This window comes from Neptuniibacter sp. QD37_11, from assembly GCF_047778105.1.
Classification (GTDB): domain Bacteria; phylum Pseudomonadota; class Gammaproteobacteria; order Pseudomonadales; family Balneatricaceae; genus Neptuniibacter.
This window is the reverse complement of the sequence record NZ_CP180552.1, coordinates 613,227-632,168: the sequence shown is the minus strand read 5'-3', so window position 1 is coordinate 632,168 and position 18,942 is coordinate 613,227. Positions and strand designations below refer to the sequence as shown.

General features: G+C 42.8%; 19 protein-coding genes. 2 read left to right on the top strand and 17 right to left on the bottom strand.

From position 1 onward, the window contains the following. Positions 1 to 7: 7 nt before the first annotated feature. The 3 genes from ACMXYT_RS02710 to ACMXYT_RS02700 are packed head-to-tail and all read right to left on the bottom strand — an operon-like array spanning position 8 to position 3,021. The gene (locus ACMXYT_RS02710) at positions 8 to 745 is read right to left on the bottom strand and encodes a 3-deoxy-manno-octulosonate cytidylyltransferase (protein WP_415900104.1); all 738 of its coding nucleotides are present in this window, start codon (positions 743 to 745) and stop codon (positions 8 to 10) included. Then, complete coding sequence (locus ACMXYT_RS02705) at positions 738 to 1,412, bottom strand: HAD family hydrolase (protein WP_415911828.1); 675 nt, start codon at positions 1,410 to 1,412, stop codon at positions 738 to 740. The genes ACMXYT_RS02710 and ACMXYT_RS02705 overlap by 8 nt, the downstream gene beginning before the upstream one ends. Continuing rightward, complete coding sequence (locus tag ACMXYT_RS02700; protein ID WP_415911827.1) at positions 1,396 to 3,021, bottom strand: aldolase catalytic domain-containing protein; 1,626 nt, start codon at positions 3,019 to 3,021, stop codon at positions 1,396 to 1,398. The genes ACMXYT_RS02705 and ACMXYT_RS02700 overlap by 17 nt, the downstream gene beginning before the upstream one ends. Positions 3,022 to 3,304: 283 nt before the next feature. Here ACMXYT_RS02700 and mnmC point away from each other — a divergent pair, with 283 nt between their 5' ends. Then, on the top strand, positions 3,305 to 5,260 hold the full coding sequence (mnmC, locus tag ACMXYT_RS02695) for a bifunctional tRNA (5-methylaminomethyl-2-thiouridine)(34)-methyltransferase MnmD/FAD-dependent 5-carboxymethylaminomethyl-2-thiouridine(34) oxidoreductase MnmC (RefSeq protein ID WP_415900100.1): 1,956 nt from the start codon (positions 3,305 to 3,307) through the stop codon (positions 5,258 to 5,260). Positions 5,261 to 5,335: 75 nt separating this feature from the next. Continuing rightward, positions 5,336 to 5,977: an HPP family protein gene (locus ACMXYT_RS02690; protein WP_415900099.1), complete on the top strand. Its 642-nt coding sequence runs from the start codon at positions 5,336 to 5,338 to the stop codon at positions 5,975 to 5,977. Here ACMXYT_RS02690 and ACMXYT_RS02685 read toward each other — a convergent pair. The 14 genes from ACMXYT_RS02685 to ccmA all read right to left on the bottom strand — a co-directional run bounded on the left by ACMXYT_RS02685 (position 5,946) and on the right by ccmA (position 18,695). After that, positions 5,946 to 6,626 carry a DUF4126 domain-containing protein gene (locus ACMXYT_RS02685; protein WP_415893396.1) on the bottom strand — a complete coding sequence of 227 codons (681 nt, stop codon included), beginning with the start codon at positions 6,624 to 6,626 and terminating at the stop codon, positions 5,946 to 5,948. The genes ACMXYT_RS02690 and ACMXYT_RS02685 overlap by 32 nt on opposite strands. Before the next feature lie 55 nt (positions 6,627 to 6,681). Continuing rightward, positions 6,682 to 6,894, bottom strand: a complete 213-nt coding sequence (locus tag ACMXYT_RS02680) for a YheU family protein (protein WP_415900098.1) — start codon at positions 6,892 to 6,894, stop codon at positions 6,682 to 6,684. A 10-nt stretch (positions 6,895 to 6,904) separates the two neighbouring features. Beyond that, the gene (locus ACMXYT_RS02675; protein ID WP_415911826.1) at positions 6,905 to 7,474 is read right to left on the bottom strand and encodes a hypothetical protein; all 570 of its coding nucleotides are present in this window, start codon (positions 7,472 to 7,474) and stop codon (positions 6,905 to 6,907) included. Beyond that, positions 7,474 to 9,504, bottom strand: a complete 2,031-nt coding sequence (gene ligA, locus ACMXYT_RS02670) for an NAD-dependent DNA ligase LigA (RefSeq protein ID WP_415900096.1) — start codon at positions 9,502 to 9,504, stop codon at positions 7,474 to 7,476. Before ligA ends, ACMXYT_RS02675 begins: the two co-directional genes overlap by 1 nt. 41 nt (positions 9,505 to 9,545) lie before the next feature. Continuing rightward, complete coding sequence (gene zipA, locus ACMXYT_RS02665) at positions 9,546 to 11,621, bottom strand: cell division protein ZipA (protein WP_415911825.1); 2,076 nt, start codon at positions 11,619 to 11,621, stop codon at positions 9,546 to 9,548. Between the two features lie 63 nt (positions 11,622 to 11,684). Continuing rightward, the gene (gene ccmI / locus ACMXYT_RS02660) at positions 11,685 to 12,932 is read right to left on the bottom strand and encodes a c-type cytochrome biogenesis protein CcmI (RefSeq protein WP_415893391.1); all 1,248 of its coding nucleotides are present in this window, start codon (positions 12,930 to 12,932) and stop codon (positions 11,685 to 11,687) included. Beyond that, positions 12,929 to 13,408, bottom strand: a complete 480-nt coding sequence (locus tag ACMXYT_RS02655; protein WP_415900094.1) for a cytochrome c-type biogenesis protein CcmH — start codon at positions 13,406 to 13,408, stop codon at positions 12,929 to 12,931. The genes ccmI and ACMXYT_RS02655 overlap by 4 nt, the downstream gene beginning before the upstream one ends. Further along, positions 13,405 to 13,950 (bottom strand): DsbE family thiol:disulfide interchange protein, encoded by a 546-nt coding sequence (locus tag ACMXYT_RS02650; protein WP_415900092.1) that lies wholly within the window; start codon positions 13,948 to 13,950, stop codon positions 13,405 to 13,407. Before ACMXYT_RS02650 ends, ACMXYT_RS02655 begins: the two co-directional genes overlap by 4 nt. A 19-nt stretch (positions 13,951 to 13,969) precedes the next feature. Then, positions 13,970 to 15,925 (bottom strand): heme lyase CcmF/NrfE family subunit, encoded by a 1,956-nt coding sequence (locus ACMXYT_RS02645; RefSeq protein WP_415900091.1) that lies wholly within the window; start codon positions 15,923 to 15,925, stop codon positions 13,970 to 13,972. Then, a complete protein-coding gene (gene ccmE, locus ACMXYT_RS02640) occupies positions 15,922 to 16,383 on the bottom strand; it encodes a cytochrome c maturation protein CcmE (RefSeq protein ID WP_415883449.1) in 462 nt (153 codons plus the stop codon). Before ccmE ends, ACMXYT_RS02645 begins: the two co-directional genes overlap by 4 nt. After that, positions 16,380 to 16,559: a heme exporter protein CcmD gene (ccmD, locus tag ACMXYT_RS02635; protein ID WP_415883447.1), complete on the bottom strand. Its 180-nt coding sequence runs from the start codon at positions 16,557 to 16,559 to the stop codon at positions 16,380 to 16,382. Before ccmD ends, ccmE begins: the two co-directional genes overlap by 4 nt. 4 nt (positions 16,560 to 16,563) lie before the next feature. Further along, positions 16,564 to 17,307 carry a heme ABC transporter permease gene (locus tag ACMXYT_RS02630; protein WP_415905120.1) on the bottom strand — a complete coding sequence of 248 codons (744 nt, stop codon included), beginning with the start codon at positions 17,305 to 17,307 and terminating at the stop codon, positions 16,564 to 16,566. A 33-nt stretch (positions 17,308 to 17,340) separates the two neighbouring features. Then, a complete protein-coding gene (gene ccmB, locus ACMXYT_RS02625) occupies positions 17,341 to 18,060 on the bottom strand; it encodes a heme exporter protein CcmB (protein WP_415883445.1) in 720 nt (239 codons plus the stop codon). Continuing rightward, entirely contained in the window at positions 18,060 to 18,695 is a 636-nt protein-coding gene (gene ccmA / locus ACMXYT_RS02620; protein WP_415900090.1) for a cytochrome c biogenesis heme-transporting ATPase CcmA, read from the bottom strand. The genes ccmB and ccmA overlap by 1 nt, the downstream gene beginning before the upstream one ends. Positions 18,696 to 18,942 lie beyond the last annotated feature (247 nt).

The window sequence follows — 18,942 nt, the reverse complement described above, 5'->3', positions numbered from 1 at the left end:
AACTCGATCAAGTATCACAACTATCTTTTAATCTTCCAATCACTTTTGAAACATCTTCTTTTACATCTACAGCAATACTTTTACCAGATACTTCTACTAGCTTCACATTAACTCCGCGCTCAATAAACCTTAGAATTTCAATATCCTCTATTGATTCAAATGGTGTTTTATTATCTGATGTACAAAAATCATTTAGCGCCGACTTTGGAAATGCATAAATACATATTTGTTTATATGCAAATTCGAACTCGTCATTTTTACCTCCAGGAATAGGCAAACGACTCATATAAAGCAAATCATTATTTAAAGACTTAGCAACTTTAGGGATGGTATTAGATCTATATTCTTCTTCTTTCTCAATTTTGGCTATCGCATTTACAACTTCTCCAGGGTGCTTTAATGCAAACTGGATAACCATTTTTATTTCTTCAGGATCTATAAGTGGTTCATCACCCTGTACATTAATTACCAAATCCAGTCCTAGTTTTTTATTTGCCTCGGCTAATCTATCTGTACCAGTTAAACAAGATGTCGAAGTAATTACATAATTCCCACCAAATTCACGTACATGCTTTGCTATTTCTTCATTATCCGTTGCTACAAACACTTGATTTTCTGGTAAAGCTTGAATACAACGTTCCCAAGTTCGTTGAATCATTGTTTTTCCAAGTAAATCAATTAGTGGCTTTCCGGGCAATCTTGTTGACTTATAACGTGCTGGTATCACAATACCTATTTTATCCATAAACTTTAGTTCCTATTTCATGCCAGTTATTAATCACTCTGTATCCATACAATGTACACTTTTCACGCAACAAGTCTGGTGTATTTGAATAATCAGAAATGCCAATAAAATCTATATGATTAGCTTTTGCTGCATCTAGATCTGCTATTGAATCGCCTATCATTACAGCCTTTTTATTTTCACCTACCTCATCTAAAACATTTCGGATTATTTCATATTTTTTTGTAGGCGAGCCAAAAATACCTTTAAAACATATTGAAATATTTTTCTTTTCTAAAACTCTTCTTAGTTGATTTTGCTCGGAACCACTAGCTACATACATTAAGCCATTAACAGTTGAAGCAATCTGTTCAAAGCCTGCTATAACTTCAGATTTAACATAATGCTTGTCTAAAAAATCTGCATAGTTATTCAATATAATCTTTTCGAGTTCTATTTTACTTAACCCATAATAGCTTAAAAATTTGCTAGAGAACTCGTTAACGTGATGATACCTAGATAGTCCAAAGTTATTGGTAAAGTATTCAATAGAACTGTCGATACCATCTTTAATGTTCTCTATAGATTCTAGAGCATCCTTCATTGCCAAAATTTTTAATTTATTAGAGTCAAGAATCACTCCATCGCAGTCAAATATGTAGATATCGTATTTATATAATTGGTGCATAAACTGATTCCTGTGACACAGGGTAAGTTGTTGGGGTTAATGCAATTATTTCTATACTAGGGTATTCTTTTCGTACTAAATAAAACAGTTCTGACATTTCTTTTTGTCTAGAATCTGCATAGCCATATCCATCAAACCCAACTAGATAAATTCTTTTAAATCCAAGCGCAATAAGTGCAGCCAGAGCATAACCTGCTGTCAATTCATAAGGTATTTTACAACCGTCTAATGAAGCTTCAAATTTACCAGCCTCAATACTAATTGGGAAATTAAAAAGTTGATCTAGATTCAGTAATTGAAGCTCTGTATCAGAAAGCCTTTTTAACGGAGCAAATATATCTCCACCACTAGCTGAAAATTTACTATAATCAATTTGTTTTACATTATGCGATACAAAATATCCATCTATGTAATTATCAAGTTGCTGTATCCCTGTATTTACAGAATATACTTTACATCTAGAATCACCAATATACCTCTGAATTGCCCTTAAATGTCGACTAACACCTTCTCCAGCCCCAATTAATATTGCTGTTTGTCCACTTATAACAGGATATGATCTGATATCCTTGATCGATTTATCTAACAATCCATTTTTAAAAGCGGGGGGAGAAATCAAATCACTTAAATAACTTTCATTATAAGATGTTTTTCCTGCAAGCTTAGCTAGATTTTTAATTGCAGCGATTCGTTCTGATACACCAAAATGATTATCTGTAAGGATTTTCTGTATATATGTAGGATGGATATTATATTTAGCAGCCATGAAATAATGAAGTGACGCCCCCCAACCCAACTTTTTTTTAATAGGTTCAAAACACTTAAATACTAATTCAGCTAATGCTGATGCCTTATAACTGCTATTACCAGCTGACTCCAGCTCTAACAATAACAATTCTGTTTCTGCATTTCCTGCACCACGCCCCATACCCGTAATAGTGACATCGATATGTGAAACACCTAATTCAATAGAATAAAGAGCATTCGAAAGCGCTAAGCCCATATTATTATGGGCATGTATACCTAGCTCTCTCTTCCAATGTAACCTTATTTGCTTTACTACTCGATTTATATCATCAGCATCCATGTTTCCTAGAGAGTCTGCAAAATATAACCCATCTATACATGACCAATTCGATAACAACTCACTTAATTGTCTAATTTCCTCATCAGAACGAAGACTTATCTGCATCACATTTATAAAAACGCAGTAACCTAGTTTTTTCAGGGATTCAGCAATTTCCTTGGAGCTATCGACCTCATTAAAATGGCAAGCAATCCTGACAAATTCCAACTGTGATTCATTTGAACCTACGAACAGTGTCTGTATCGCATCTTCAATTGACATATCAGAATTAAGTATAGTTTTAGCATCTATCATGACACCATACTTCGGCCCAGGAGGGAGTTTCAAATCAGCGATATGTGCTTCAGTAGTAAAATAATAGGCCCCTCTAAACCCAGAGCCAGGAAAATTCCTCAAGCCTAACTCAATAAGATCTACTCCAGCTTCGGCCGTAGCTGACAAATACTCCTGAACAGTATCTTGATCAAAGTCCCAATTATTGTAATAACCACCATCTCTAAGCGTACAATCGAGTATCTTCAAATCTTAACCTTAATCTCTAGGGGATAAATTTTAATCGATAATCACAAGTCGTGACAGCCATTGCAAAAACTGCACTAACTATTTGATATATTTGAAATAAAAACGGAAGATAGGTACTCAAGACAGTTAAAAACGAACCCTTATTAACAGGTAAGAAGGCCCTGACCTCTATCTAGATCACAACATTGTACATTGCAACAATGAAAACCACTAGGTAGCTAGGCATAATGAATTCTTATATACAACCATCTGTTAATTCACATTTCAGGTTTAATTTATCCATATGATTGACAAACAAAAATCGACAGTTTGTTGGAAAGAAAGCACTCCCTTTTCACTTCAGTTTAAGGACATATTTTTTTCTGCTGAAGATGGGCTAGCTGAATCTTTGTTCGTTTTCTTTGAAGCTAATGACATGGAAAATAGATTTCAGGCTTCTCATTCCCCAATTGTTATTGGAGAAACAGGGTTCGGTACAGGTTTAAATTTTATTTCGCTATGGAAGCGATTTCGTGAAATAAGTACAGATTCCAAATTTCATTTCATTAGTACTGAAAAGTACCCTCTAAACTCGATCGACCTAACCAAAGCCCTCGCTCATTGGCCTGACTTAACATGTTTAACTGAACAATTAGTCCATCAATATCCCTCGAATACCTCAGGTTTTCATCACCTTTATTTCGATAACAATCGCATCAAACTAACACTTATGTTTGGCGACGCTGCCGAGTCATACTCTCGCTTAAATGCCAAAGTAGATGCATGGTATCTAGACGGTTTCGCACCCTCTAAAAATCCTGATATGTGGTCACCGGAGTTATTCCGTGAGATCGCTCGCTTGAGCAAGCCAGGCACAACCTTTTCTACTTTCACAGCGGCAGGTATTGTGAAACGTGGCTTAAGGGACGTTGGTTTTGATGTAAGAAAACAGAAGGGATTTGGTCGTAAGCGCGAAATGTTAGTCGGCACCTTTGTTGAGAACACAACACCTACGCCGATTGTTAAGCCTTGGTTTGAATTGCCAGCTTCAGCAAAACCTAAAGAGGTCACGATTATTGGTGGCGGCCTGTCAGGTTGCTCGACTGCGCGAGCCTTAGCCGACCGGGACGTCAAAGTCAGGTTGATCGAACAAGAAAATCAGTTAGCGACTGGCGGATCAGGTAATCCTCAGGGTGCTTTATACGCCAAGCTCCCAGTCAAGCAAACCACCCAGGGTGAGTTACACCTGAGCGGTTTTCTGTACAGTGTTAACATGCTTAAGCGCTTAGACCCAGAAGAATCCTTTTGGTCTCAATGTGGGGTAATGCAGCTTGCAACGAGCGACAAAGAACTCGCTCGTCAAAACAACCTAATAGAACAAGAAACTTATCCACAAGAACTTGTTTCTCTTAAAAGCGCTGAAGAATTATCTGAGATCGCTAACACGGCCGTAAATTTTGATGGTTTATTTTTCCCTTCTGCCGGTTGGGTTTCACCACGAGCATTATCCGATCATTTTGTCGATCACCCGAATATCTCGTTAGTACAACAGCAAGTAGAAGAATTATCTTTTTCAGAAGGTCATTGGCAGTTAGCAACACAAAGCGGAGAGACCTTATCGGCTAGCCATGTTGTTATCTGTAATGCCGAGATGGCGAACCAATTTAATCAAACAGATCATCTGCCTCTTAAAACCATCCGAGGCCAAGTATCTATTACTGAACCTAAACCAACGAATAGTCAATTAAACAGTGTGGTTTGTGGTGATGGTTATATCTCACCAGCTCAGAATCAACAGTATTGCTTTGGCGCGACTTATGATCTTCAAGGTAAAGAGCGCAATGTCACACAAGATGACCATCAATCCAACCTAGAAAAGTTAAGTAAGGTTCTACCCGACATACATGCAGATTTAGCTTCAGAACCTAATGAGCTTCAAGGACGCACAGCCTTCCGCTGCAGCACGCCAGATTACATGCCGATTGTGGGTCCTGCACCGGTGCAAGATCAATTTATTGAAACCTTCGCACAACTAAGCAAAGATCGAAAATGGCGCTTTGAGAATGCAGAAACAGAGCATCACCCTAATCTCTACGTTAATACAGGTCATGGTTCCAAAGGGTTAATTACCTGCCCTATTTCAGCCGAACTATTAGCCTCGATGATTTGCGATGAGCCACTCCCCCTTCCCAAAGATGTCATTGATGCCATTAACCCTGCCCGCTTTATCATTAAGAAGTTGATAAAACAGACGATATAATAGGGTATAGCTGAAGTTGCATAACATGTAGCTTCAGTTTTATATTTGGTTTATCCCTGTTTGGCTGGAGTAGCTATGGCACTTTACGTATACGATCAAGGTTATCGAATACAAACACCTAAAGAGTCTCTCTTTAGGGAGAAAGGTGTTGATTCTCTAAAACACAGCCGCCATAGCCACCGTAGCGCAGATATGGAGGATCGCCTCCATGCCGACGGTGAAAAATTTGTTATTCCTGGGCCTCACAAAGGCCCAGAAAATAATGACAACGCCAGCCGGGCCTATACCTCTAATACTGCCGATAGCCATACTGAACCTAACAGCCCACAGTTGACGGTCTCTAGGATTATGGTTTCGCCGGTACATAGTGTGACACCGAGCACCCCGATCAGTAGCACTTGGAAACGAATGGACTCTCTGGAAATCAATCACTTGGTGGTAATGGAAGAAGATCAACGCCCCTTAGGGCTTATTCACAAAACAGATCTTATTGCAGCAGGGACAGATTCCCTCTCCCCTGTCCGATCTTTATGCACTAAAAAGCTAACGGCAGCGACACCTGAAACTATGGTTCAAGATGTCGCGATGAATTTTATTGAGAATGATATCAATGCCGTTCCAGTGGTTGATGATCAAGACCAAGTTGTTGGCATCGTCTGTAGAACTGACCTTTTGCGCTTACTGGTCAGCGGCCCTCATTTGGAGAGATGGGTTTAGGACGTTGCGGTGGATGCGATGATAGCTCCTTAGGCTCCTCTTTATTACCGCCGAACAACCCAGCAATAAATCTAAACACCTTTTTCACGCCGCGCCAGATTTTTGGAAGCAGCCATACCAACAGTAATATAAAGATTACTAAGCCAGCTAAGAACCAAATAGGGTGGTTAAGTGCAGCCCACAAGCCACCTAACACCAGCAGGTCTTCACTAATTGAAGCCGTCCAATTGGTCACAGGCTCTGGTGAAGTATTAATTAGTACGCGCCCACCCGCTTTCGCCGCATGACTTCCTGCTGCTAATGTGCCACCAGCCAAAGCTGCAGCCAGCTCTACTGCTGGCGTTACGTCGCCTACTGCACTGGCAGCTAAAGCTGCGCCTGCGGGGATTCGAATAAAGGTGTGTAATGTATCCCAGCCAGTGTCGACACCAGGTACTTTATCGGCAAAAAACTCGACAAAATACATAGCACCAGCAGCCATCAATACTAGCGGATCACTAACAATCTGTAACTCTTCTGGTAAGGCTATATGCCCCATATTATTGAGCATGCCTAACATTAGGACAGTAGCGTATAAGTTAATACCACTTGCCCAACCAACTCCCATCGTCAGTGCTACTAAACTGACAATTTGTTCTAACTGATCCATATAAGTACCTCGCTGATTATCCAAGGCCTTGCAGATCGAATAGAAAGGCCCAGCGCTACAATGTGTCTTTAGATACTATATTACAAAGCCCTGTACTCTCGCTGAACAAGATAACGACCTGCCCTGATTGCAAGAGAGATTTTACTTGAGCGACTTTATCGGAGAGAGAGAACTCATATTCACCATAGTCAGTACCATCACGGCTGACAAACTCTTCGATTAATGCCGTGAGTGTATCTGACTCAAGTTCTTGATAGGGGATGATCATAAAGGTGGGACTACCAGATCTTCAACTTACTAAACAAGCTTTCCCCCTGCCAACGGTCTTTACATCCGTGCAATTCACGCTGCCAGCGATCATATCTTTGTTGAATGCCACGCGCTTGCTGAGTAAGTTCTGGATATTTAGTTGAATCAAAACGGTGATAACCACCATGACCTAGCCGAAGTGCCAAGTAGTGACCTGCCGCATTATTCCAAGCAAGACCATTACGGCTCACGCTCTGCTGTGTAAACCAACCGATAAAATGAACGGCATCTTCCACCTCTGTAGGCTCAGCATCCCAACGCTCACTACGGATACGGAATTCATCCCAATCTGCAGCACGAGGACGGACATGCTTTTTATCCAGCTCAGTTAATGGCAGTTCAAGCATAGCTAAAGTTAAAGCCAGAGGAGTACCGTATTTTTGCTGAATATTCACAGCCGGCTCAATCCAATCATCAGTATCGTCTAACTCATCACAAATCATCAGAGCTGGCTTAGTGGCAGCCCCACCAAAGCAACCAGAAAGAAGCAATGAAATGATAAACACACTATAAGCTTTATGATTGAACCGAATTAGCATTACAGATTCACTCCATGCTCAGCTAGAAAGTTAACAAACTCATCTTCATCCATCGTTGCGATGTTTAACTCATTTGCCTTTTTAAGTTTTGAGCCAGCACCCGGCCCAGCCACTACACAATCAGTTTTTGCAGAGACACTGCCAGCCACTTTGGCGCCTAAAGCCAACAAGTGATTTTTCGCATCACTACGCCCCATACGCTCCAACTTACCTGTCAGAACCCATGTTTTACCCTGCAAGACTAACTCATCTTCAGACGGTTTTTCTATCGCTTCCCAAGAAATACCAGCCTCATTAATCAAGGCATCGATAACTTCGCGGTTATGTTCCTGTGCAAAAAACTGAGTAATATGCTTCGCTACAATCGGCCCTACATCAGGTACATCGATAAGCTCTTCTTCAGATGCTGACATCAAAGTATCTAGCTTGCCAAAATGATGCGCTAACGCCCGAGCAGTTGCCTCACCTACCTCACGAATACCCAAAGCGTAAAGGAAACGCGGCAATTGTGTATTACGGCTGTTGTTAATCGCATTAATCAGATTCTCGGCAGACTTGGGCCCCATTCTATCAAGCTTAGCGATCTCCGCTTGATCCAATGTAAATAAGCCCGCCGGATTATGTAACATATCAAGATCGACTAGCATTTCGATTAACTTATCACCTAAGCCATCGATATCCATCGCCTTACGGGATACAAAGTGCTTTAGCGCCTCTTTTCGTTGTGCCGCACAATACAAACCACCCGTACAACGAACAACTGCCTCCCCCTCTTGTCGCTCTACAGCCGAATCGCATACGGGACAAGATTTAGGAAACTCTACCGCTTCTGCTTCGGGTAACCTTCTATCATGTAACACTCGAACAACTTGAGGAATCACATCGCCAGCACGACGAATGATCACCGTATCACCTGCCCGGACATCAAGACGTTCAATCTCATCCATATTGTGTAAAGTGGCGTTAGAAACCGTAACACCGCCCACGAATACAGGCTCTAGACGAGCCACAGGGGTAACCGCACCTGTACGCCCGACCTGAAATTCTATTGCACGAATTGTTGTCATCTCTTCTTGAGCAGGGAATTTATGCGCTATTGCCCAGCGCGGCGCGCGTGATACAAAGCCCAACGCCTTTTGCTGCTCAAGGTTATTCACTTTAAAAACGACACCATCGATCTCGTAAGGAAGCGAATCACGCAGCTCAGAGACTTTTTGATAGTACGTCATACAACCATCAACACCATCGACAACATCTAACAATGGATTGAGTTTAAAGCCCCACTCCTTTAGCTGGGTCAGTATGGCCGCATGCTCAGAAACCAACTCACCGCCAGAAACGATACCAACGCTATAACTACACATCTCTAGAGGTCGAGAAGCAGTAATCTTGGGGTCCAACTGACGAAGGCTCCCTGCTGCAGCATTACGTGGATTTACAAATGGCTTTTGTCCCGTTGCAGCTGCACGTTGATTTAACCGTTCGAAACCTGCTTTCGGCATGTAAATTTCACCACGGACCTCTATCCGCTCTGGATAACCACTGCCTGTTAGCTTTAAAGGAATCGTAGGAATGGTACGTACATTCAGCGTGATATCTTCACCGGTGGTACCATCACCACGCGTTGCGCCACGAACCAGCAAACCATTTTCATAGAGTAAACTTACGGCAATACCGTCTAATTTTGGCTCACAAGCATATTGTATAGATCCACCACCTTGCTGATCTAAACGCTCTACCACTCTACGGTTGAACTCTTGCATATCCTCTTCATTGAAAGCGTTATCCAAAGAGAGCATCGGCAGTTCGTGAGCAATTTGGCTAAAGGCAGATAGAGGCTGCCCACCTACCCTTTGTGTAGGCGAATCAGATGTTATTAGCTCAGGATTTTCTCTCTCTAACTTTTTCAACTCATGGAAAAGTCGATCATACTCAGCGTCCGGAACCTCTGGATCATCCAAAACATAGTAACGATAGTTATGATGGTTTAGCTGCTCACGCAGAAATTCGATCTGTTCTTGTATAGACACGGTAAGACTCAATAAGGGGTATAGAGAGAAGAAAGCGCGGCTTAACGACCACGCTTTTTAAGAGCTTTCATTTCAAAATCGCGAACACGCTGTCGGTAGTGTTCCATCGTCTGGCTTCTTAGCACCGATCGGTTTTCATCCAGCATTTCGCCACCAAGATGCTTCGCTACAGTTTCTGCAGTAGCCAACATACACTCAAAGGCATCCATGACATCTTGCGGTTCTTCCATAGACATAAAGAACATCACCGCTTTTGTCGTAAGTGATTCGGGATTGTCTTGGACGAAGGTGCCTGGAGGAAGCGCATTTGCCATACTGAACTGTACAGGACTAACACCCGAAGCTTTTTCGAAACGGTGGTAAATATCCATTTCGCCAAAGTTCATACCGCAGGCATCAACTATTTTTTGCAATACAGGACCGTTAAACTGCGGCTGCTCTTTTGCAATTACAGAGATCACCAAGACATTTTCAGGATCTGGATCTTTCTCTAGAGGCTTCCGCTGCACACCTGCAGGCGCTACAACTGGCTCTGGTTCTGGCGAATATTCTACTTCTTCACGTAGATACTCAGGCTCCATTGATTCTTCAATTCTGGCATTTACAATTTCAGTCTGCTCAACCTCAGCCCCCTGAACCTCAACTGCCGGGGCTTTTGAAATAGTCTCTGTAACTGAAAGCTCGGAGCAATCATTATCTAGCGCCGAACCTAGAGTCAGATTTGCATATGGATCTTCTTCCACATGACCGAAATCAAAACCTGTTTGAGGATCATCCTCAATAGCTGAAGGAGTGCTGTTTTCAACACCTTTAAGATCCAACTGAGGGAAAGCTTCAGGTTCCTGTTCGCTTTCATGGATATGCTCTTTTTCATCAAGCTCATCCATAAGAAGCGTAACAGGCTTTTCGAAGTCAATTTCTTGAACAGGCTCAGCTACTGCTGCAATTACAGGCTCTGGCTCTGGCTCTGGCTCTGGCTCTGGCTCTGGCTCTGGCTCTGGCTCTGGCTCTGGCTCTGGCTCTGGCTCTGGCTCTACAAAGTTCTCGATAGGCTGTTGAGTTTCAATAAGCTTTTCTGATTTCAGCTCTGCGTCAACAGCTTCTGTTAACTCAAGTTCAGTGTCAGACTCTTCCTGAAGCATTTCGTACTCATTAATTTGCGTGTTCGTTGCTTCAACATCATGATTCTGTTCAGTATCAACACTTTCAATTTCTGAAACTTCATCAGAAAGCTCAGCATAGTACTGAGACTCTTGCTCTGCTTCCTGAACAATCTCAACCTCAGGTTCTGGCTGCACAGTATCTTCGACAGCTTCAGATTCTAGCTCAGCTACCGATGGCTCTTGCAGAACTTCATCTTCATGATATGGAGCAGTAGCATCTTGGATTTCAACAGCATTTTGCTCAAAACCGTTATCCGCAGTAACCACGGGAACCTCTTCCTCGGCAACTTCCTGATACGACTGAAGCCCTGGTTCTGGTTCTGGTTCTGGTTCTGGTTCTGGTTCTGGTTCTGGTTCTGGTTCTGGTTCTGGTTCTGGTTCTGGTTCTGGAATAGTTTGTTCTACTACGCGAGCAGGACCCAACACCCCTTCATCCATAGCATAATCGGAGACTTCTGATTTTGTTTCTTCCGCTTCTTTTGGAAGTGGCTCATCCATTACAGGGATGTCGTCAACAGTTAACGTCGGCTCAACTGTAACCTTACGTGCACTACCAACAATGCCGTCATCAATATCGAGATCATCATCCCAGACCGGCACTATAGGCTCTTCTTTTTTAACAGGCTTTTCTTCTGCTAGCGGCTGCATCTCTTGTGCATCCAATTCACTCGTATAAGAAGAGTTTTGAGTCTCAGCAGAGGGGGAATCACCGTCTAAATTTGGACGGTGATTAGAGAAAAGTGGGTCATCATCTAACGCGACCTTGCGGGCACCACCTGACGGTAACTCTGGATTAAATGAGTCATCTCCCTCTGGAAGATCAACAAAGTTTTTGTCGATGTTCATCTTTAGGCGATTACGCCCAATTTGCATACGACGCCAACCATCCAAAACAATCAGTAGGATTAAAACAACCCCACCGATTATTAACCATTCACGCAGAGTGATTTCCATGTGCTTAGTCGCGACCTTATCTTAAAAAAACGGTAATAAGTACCCACTATAAAAGAGCCAGATTTATTCGACAACTCTATCGATCGTAAGAATCATTGGTAAAGTTGTACCACGCACCTGAACTGGGGAGATCAGACCATATAGATCACCTGACTGTTCTTTTGGTTCACCCGTTTTTGAGACTCTCGCAGATACTTCAACAGTCGAAACCGTAGATAAACCTGACTGAGGATTCATCGCTTTAGAATCATCAAGAACGACATCAATAGGTAGGTCAGAAACTTGAAGTTTAACAGCTGCTAACGGGATACGACCGCCTACTTCGCGTGCAAACACAAACACAGTGGCATCAGCAGCAACTTGCTGTTTCAGCTGGTCATCAATATTCACTTTCAAGCTAATTGATGCTGGCATCAACTCAGGAATTTCTGGTACATCAACACCTTCAGCAATCAAGGCATCACGAGCATTGCGTACACCAGAACGAAGAGATTCTGCAGTCTTACCGTCAGAGTTACGAAGCGCTTTCAACCAATAATCCAGCGCACCTTGATAATCTTTGTGCTCATAGCGATCAATACCTAACAAACCTAAAACGGTAATTTCTAGAGGTTTAATCGCTAGCGTCTTATCAATAACCGTTTTGATCTCTGGGCTCATTTTACTTTCATTGGCAAAAAATAGAGCCTGTGCGTACTGACCTAAAACATCCGCATACTGCGGTGAATCTTCAGGTAACAAAGACACAACCTTTTCAAAACCAGCAGCCCCCTCTTTAAAGCGCCCTTGATTCATATAGGTTGTTGATAGTAAGTACCAACCTTCAGGGTTTTCTGGATTCAGCTCGAGCTCTTTTTCAAGCTGAGCAACGGCCTCTTCCAGTGTCGGTTGTTTACCATTGAAAGGATCTTTCGGCTGTTGCATTGATAACTCTAGATCTGCAGAACGTCCGTAAACGGAGTACAAACCAATAGCAGCAACAGGAATCATTAATGCCAACAGTGTTACAGTCACTAGCGTTTGCGACGTTAATGCAATGCCCTTCTTCGACTGTTTTTGCTCGTTTACATCTGAAAGCAGATTTCGCTCAAGCTCAGTTTTCAACGTCGCAAAATCCGTATCATCTAGGTTGCCTGCAGCTTTCTCTTCTTCTAATTCGGATAAGCGCTCCTGAAAGATCTCAATATTTTGTTGTTCGCGATCTTCAGCAACCTCATTTTGAATTAGGCGTCTAGCACGTACAAAGGGTAAAAATACAAAAGCAATAGCTAGTACCGTTAACAGCGCTATGCCTACCCATAGTTCAATCATTTATCTTTACCCTTATCTAAAATATCTTTCAGGCGCTGGGCTTCATCACCGCTAAGGGATGAATCTAGATCTTGCCCTTTGTCGTCCACTTTCTTCTTGCGCTTTCGAGAAAGAAAAACCATCACGATAATACCGATAACAGCCAACACAAACGGGCCATACCACAATACATAGGTCGCTTTATTAACCGGCGGGCGATATAGAACAAAATCACCGTACCTTGCCACCATAAAATCGACAATTTCGTCGTTATCGTTGCCTTCTTGCAACATCTTGTAGACTTCGTTACGCAAATCAGAAGCGATAGGCGAGTTAGAATCCTGCAAGTTTTGGTTTTGGCATTTTGGACAACGTAGCTCGAACGTTAATTGACGAAAGCGTTCGCGCGTTTCCTCATCCTTAAATTCGTAAGTATCAATAGCTGCCCATGACGACATAGGCAGAGAAAACAGCAATAACGCTAGGATTTTTCTCATTGTGCAGCGACCTTCTCAGAACTGTTGATCTGATCAATTATCCCTTTCAGCTTGGTCCACACTTGCTGATCGACAACACCGACATGCTTATACCGAATCACGCCTTGTGCATCGATCACATAAGTTTCAGGTGCTCCATAAACACCCAAATCTAGGCCTAAGCTTCCTTTGTCGTCATAAACATTTGTTGCGTAGGGATCTAAGTATTTATTCAGCCAAATTTTTGCTTTCTGGCGCTCATCTTTATAGTTAATACCTATAACTTTATAGCCTTCGGCCTTAATACTATTCAGCTGTGCATGCTCTTCTTTACAGGATGGACACCAAGTTGCCCAAACATTAACTAAAGCAGCTTCACCTTTAAGGTCTTCAGCGTTAAGCATTTTTCCTTCGTCATACAATGACGGTAGCTCAAACTGAGGGAAAGGCTTATTCAACAGCGCTGAAGGCAATTCCGTAGGATCCAGTTGAAGACCACGCCAAAGAAAAACACCTATTCCTAAGAAAATCGCCAATGGAATAAACAAAACAAAGCGACGCATGATTGATTACCCTTAATACTTAAGCGTTTGCTACAGCACGCTTATTTTGTTTTCTATAACGCTTGTCCATCGCAGCCAACAAACCACCAACGGTCATTAGCAAGCCCCCCAACCATAACCAACGTACAAATGGTTTATGCTGAACACGAACCGCCCATGCACCGCCTTCAAGAGGTTCACCCAACGCAACATATAGATCTCGTGTTAGACCTGGGTCAATTGCGGCTTCAGTCATAACTGTGCCACTGGCGTTGTACATACGTTTTTCTGGGAAAAGCTCACCATAAGCCTCCCCATCTTTCAGTACACGTAAACGCGCTTTATCTGAAACATAGTTAGGACCTACAACATCTCGAGTGCCGTCAAAAATAAACTCGTACTGTTTAAAGCTAAGTTTGTCCCCTGGCACCATTCTAAGATCGCGCTCTTCGTTATAGATAGAAACGAGCGTCATACCAACAATCGTTACCGCAACACCAATATGGGCTAATACCATCGCATAATAGCTACGAGACAACGTAGTTAGCGCTTTAAAAGGTGCCTTACGGTGAGAAACTTTGTTCCAAATATCTTTAATCGATACGAACGTAATCCAGAATACAAGCGCCATGCCTAGGAATACGTACCAATCAAAGCCATCGCCATACAGCATAGGGAACACAGCAGCACAGACAATGCTCAATACAAATGGAATGACTAATTGAGCGGTAAGATATGAACTCTTAGTACTTCTCCAACGAGAAAGAATACCAAAGCCCATAAAGCCAACCATTACAGCCATTAGAGGTATAAAGAGTGCGTTAAAGTACGGAGGACCTACCGAAATCTTACCCATACCTAAGGCATCAATAAGCAGCGGATACAATGTTCCTAATAGAACCATCATCGCTACTACCACTAATAGAACATTGTTACCTAGCAAGAAGGTCTCGCGCGAAACCAATTCAAAACTTGATTCACTTTTTACATGCGCAGCTTTCAATGCATAGATCAACAAAGATCCACCAATCGTGATCGCCAACAGCGCAAGTAGGAAGTAGCCTCGCTCTGGGTCTGTCGCAAAGGCATGTACTGAAGTAAGTACGCCAGAACGAACCAAAAAGGCACCTAATAAGCTCAAAGAGAAGGTAAAGATCGCTAGCAATACGGTCCAGCTTTTAAACACACCACGCTTTTCAGTCACAGCTAAACTGTGAACCAGTGCAGTACCTACCAACCATGGCATAAATGAAGCGTTTTCTACTGGATCCCAGAACCACCAGCCACCCCAGCCTAATTCGTAATATGCCCACCAGCTTCCTAATGCGATACCTAGGGTTAAGAATGCCCACGCAACAATTGTCCAAGGACGTGACCAACGCGCCCAAGCCGCATCTAAACGACCGCTTAGCAAAGCAGCAATAGCAAAGGCAAACGCAACAGAGAAACCAACATAGCCCATGTACAGCATTGGCGGATGTAGAATCAGACCGATATCTTGCAGCAATGGGTTAAGGTCGCCACCCTCTTGTGGGAAACGAGGCAAATGACGTTCAAATGGACTCGATGTCATCAGTGTAAACAGGATAAAACCAACACTGATAATACCCATGACACCTAATACACGAGCGACAATATCTTGCGGCAAGTTGTCACTTTTAATCGCTACAGCCCAAGTCCAACCACCTAGGATCACAACCCAAAGCAGCAATGAACCTTCATGCCCGCCCCAGATAGCACTGATTTTGTAATAGATAGGTAGCGCTGTATTTGAGTTTGTTGCGACATATGCAACAGAGAAGTCATCTACAACAAAGGCGTAGCCAAGGCATACAAGACTGACCATCAAGAAGGCAAACATGCCTGTCGCTAATGGACGCGCAAAGCCCATCCATAAAGCATTCTTACTATAAGTACCTGCTAACGGAACAACCGCTAATAACGCAGCCAAACATAAAGATAAAATTAGTGCGTACTGACCTAACTCAGGGATCATTTGTTAAACACCTCACCCTCTGGTTTAGGCATATGACCACTCTTTTCTAGTGCTTCAGCAACTTCTGGTGGCATATAGTTTTCATCATGCTTAGCTAACACTTCAGTCGCCTCAAGTTCATTAGAACTATTTAATTTGCCTTGGGAAACAATACCCTGACCTTCACGGAATAGGTCAGGCAAGATACCTTCATAATGAACCGTCATTACGCTTTCGTAATCTGTAAGTTGGAAAGTCACTTTCAGACTTTGAGGATCACGCTTAACACTGCCCTCTACAACCATGCCACCCGCTCTAATTCGCGTATCCTTAGGCGCTTCGCCCTTAGCAATCTCAGTTGGAGAGTAAAAAAGGTTAATATTTTGGCTAAGAGCAAACATAGTTAGGCCAACAGCCGCTCCGACACCAAAAACAATAAATAAAACGATAATTAAACGTTGTTTGCGTTTAGGGTTCATGAAGATTTTTTCTCCCTGCGCAGGCGACGTGCAAGATCAGAGATAACCTTCTTTTTTTGCAGTGCCGGATTCACAATATTAATAACAATAACGAATAGAGCGATGGCATAACTCAACCAGACATATAAACCATGTCCGCCCATCGCGATAAAATCTGAAAAACTATCAAAACTCACTGAATTAGCCTCTCTGTTTTTCTATCAATTCCCGCACCCAACTGGAGCGACGTTCTCGATATAAAATTTCATTTCGAGTACGCATCATCAAAGAGACCGCGAAGAAACAATAAAACCCTATGACCATGACGAGGAGTGGCACCCACATTTCAGCGGGCATCGCCGGTTTCTCAGTCAAAGTAAATGTTGCTGGCTGATGTAGAGTATTCCACCAATCAACTGAATATTTGATGATTGGGATATTCACTAAACCAACCAAAGATAAAACTGCAGAAGCTTGAGCTGCCGTCGCTTCACTCTCTATTGCTGAGTTCAAAGCAATAACGCCTAAGTAAAGGAATAGAAGGATTAGCATGGACGTTAAGCGCGCATCCCAAACCCACCAAGAACCCCAAGTAGGTTTACCCCAAATTGCACCTGTAGCTAAAGCCAAGATCGCAATGGAAGCACCAATAGGCGCACAAGACTTAGCGACCATATCGGCCACTTTCATTTTCCAGATAAGTCCGATTGCACCTGCGATTGCCATCATCATGTAGCAGGATTGAGCCAAGATAGCGGAAGGAACATGGATATAGATAATTCTAAAGCTGTTACCCTGCTGGTAATCCTCTGGAGCAAAACCTAGCGCCCAAACAACACCTGCAATAAGTGCAATAGCTGCTGCGATTGCAAATCCGGGCAGCAACTTACCCATAATTTCATAAGACCAGCGTGGCGAAGCCAATTGATAAAACCAACGGGGCATCCACTTCTTCTTTTCGCTCATAACTACCTAAACTTATCCGCTCACGGAAATTCGTAATGCTGCACCAATAGCAAGAGGCGCCATCACAACACCCAAAGCCAAAATAGCGCCTAACAACGCAAAATACCCTGCAAGCGGCAATCCTGTCACTGCCGCCTGAACTGCGCTGGTACCAAAAATAAGCACAGGGATATACAGTGGCAGCACCAGTAGAGATATCAGCACGCCACCCTTTCTTAATCCCACCGTCAATGCCGCACCGATGGCACCGATTAAACTTAATGTTGGTGTCCCTAACAACAGACTCAACATCAAGCCACTCATTCCTTCTGCTGGTAAAAACAGCATCACCCCGAGTAAGGGCGCTAATAGCGTTAATGGCAGACCACTCATCATCCAGTGAGCAATCACTTTAGCCAACACAACCACAAACAGAGGCTGCGGACTTAACAGCGTCTGCTCTAATGTTCCGTCTTCGAAATCCGATCGAAATAGGCTATCCATAGACAATAAGGTAGCGAGCAATGCTGCCACCCAAACAACACCGGGAGCCACCTCAGCCAAGAACGTCGGTTCAGGACTCACACCCAGTGGGAATAATGTCGCGACCATTAAAAAGAAAATGAGCGGATTAAACAAATCGCTTTTTTTACGATAAGCCAACATTAAATCCCGCTTTAATACGGCATAGAATAAACTTGATACAGACGTATCGCCCTGACCTAACTCATCTTTTGTCACTGTCTGGTCCATTAAGTTCCCGCCAATTCATCAAGATTTAATCGACGTACCTGCTCGCCCACACCCAGCTCATGGTGAGTGGTTAAAATCACACAACCACCTTGCTTCGCATGATCAAGAATAAGCTGTTCTTTTTCTGCAACACCTTTTTTATCAATAGCTGTGAAAGGCTCATCGAGAATCCACAACTTAGCGCTACTTAAATACAAACGCGCAAGGCTTACTCGACGATTCTGACCTGCAGAAAGCGTATGGCAGGGAGAATCTTCAAAACCGGTTAATCCCACTTTATCCAACGCCATAGGGATATCAGCGACATTTATCCCCGGATGCATCGCAGCATACCAGTGGAGATTTTCTTCAGGCGTGAGCACAGCCTTCACCCCAGGGTGGTGACCAAAATATAGGAGCTCTCGACGGAATTCTTCGCGAACCTCTGAGATAGGTTCTCCTTCCCAGTAAATATCGCCTTCATAATGATTAGATAGACCGCTGAGGATACGCAGCAGTGTCGTTTTACCGCTACCGTTTTGGCCTTCAATCTGGATAACTTCGCCTTGTGATACAGAAAAATTCAGATCTTCGAACAAAATACGTTCGTCACGCTCACAAAACAGGTTTTCAACTTGTATTAACGCTGTATCCAAATCAATCCCCAACCCCAATCGAGTCTTCCGACCTATTTCTTAAACTTTGAATCGCTTAAGAAATGTAATTTACGGCAATAAACTATACTTTTTACAATATCTGCCGATTATTAACCGAGGGATTATATACGAATATCTGATTGCACGGCACTGTTGTATTGCTTTCTAAAAGTTGGATTCTTATCCTCATTTAGCAGCATATATTTCTCATAGAATAACGCCCGCACGCTCCTTACTCATTCCCTAG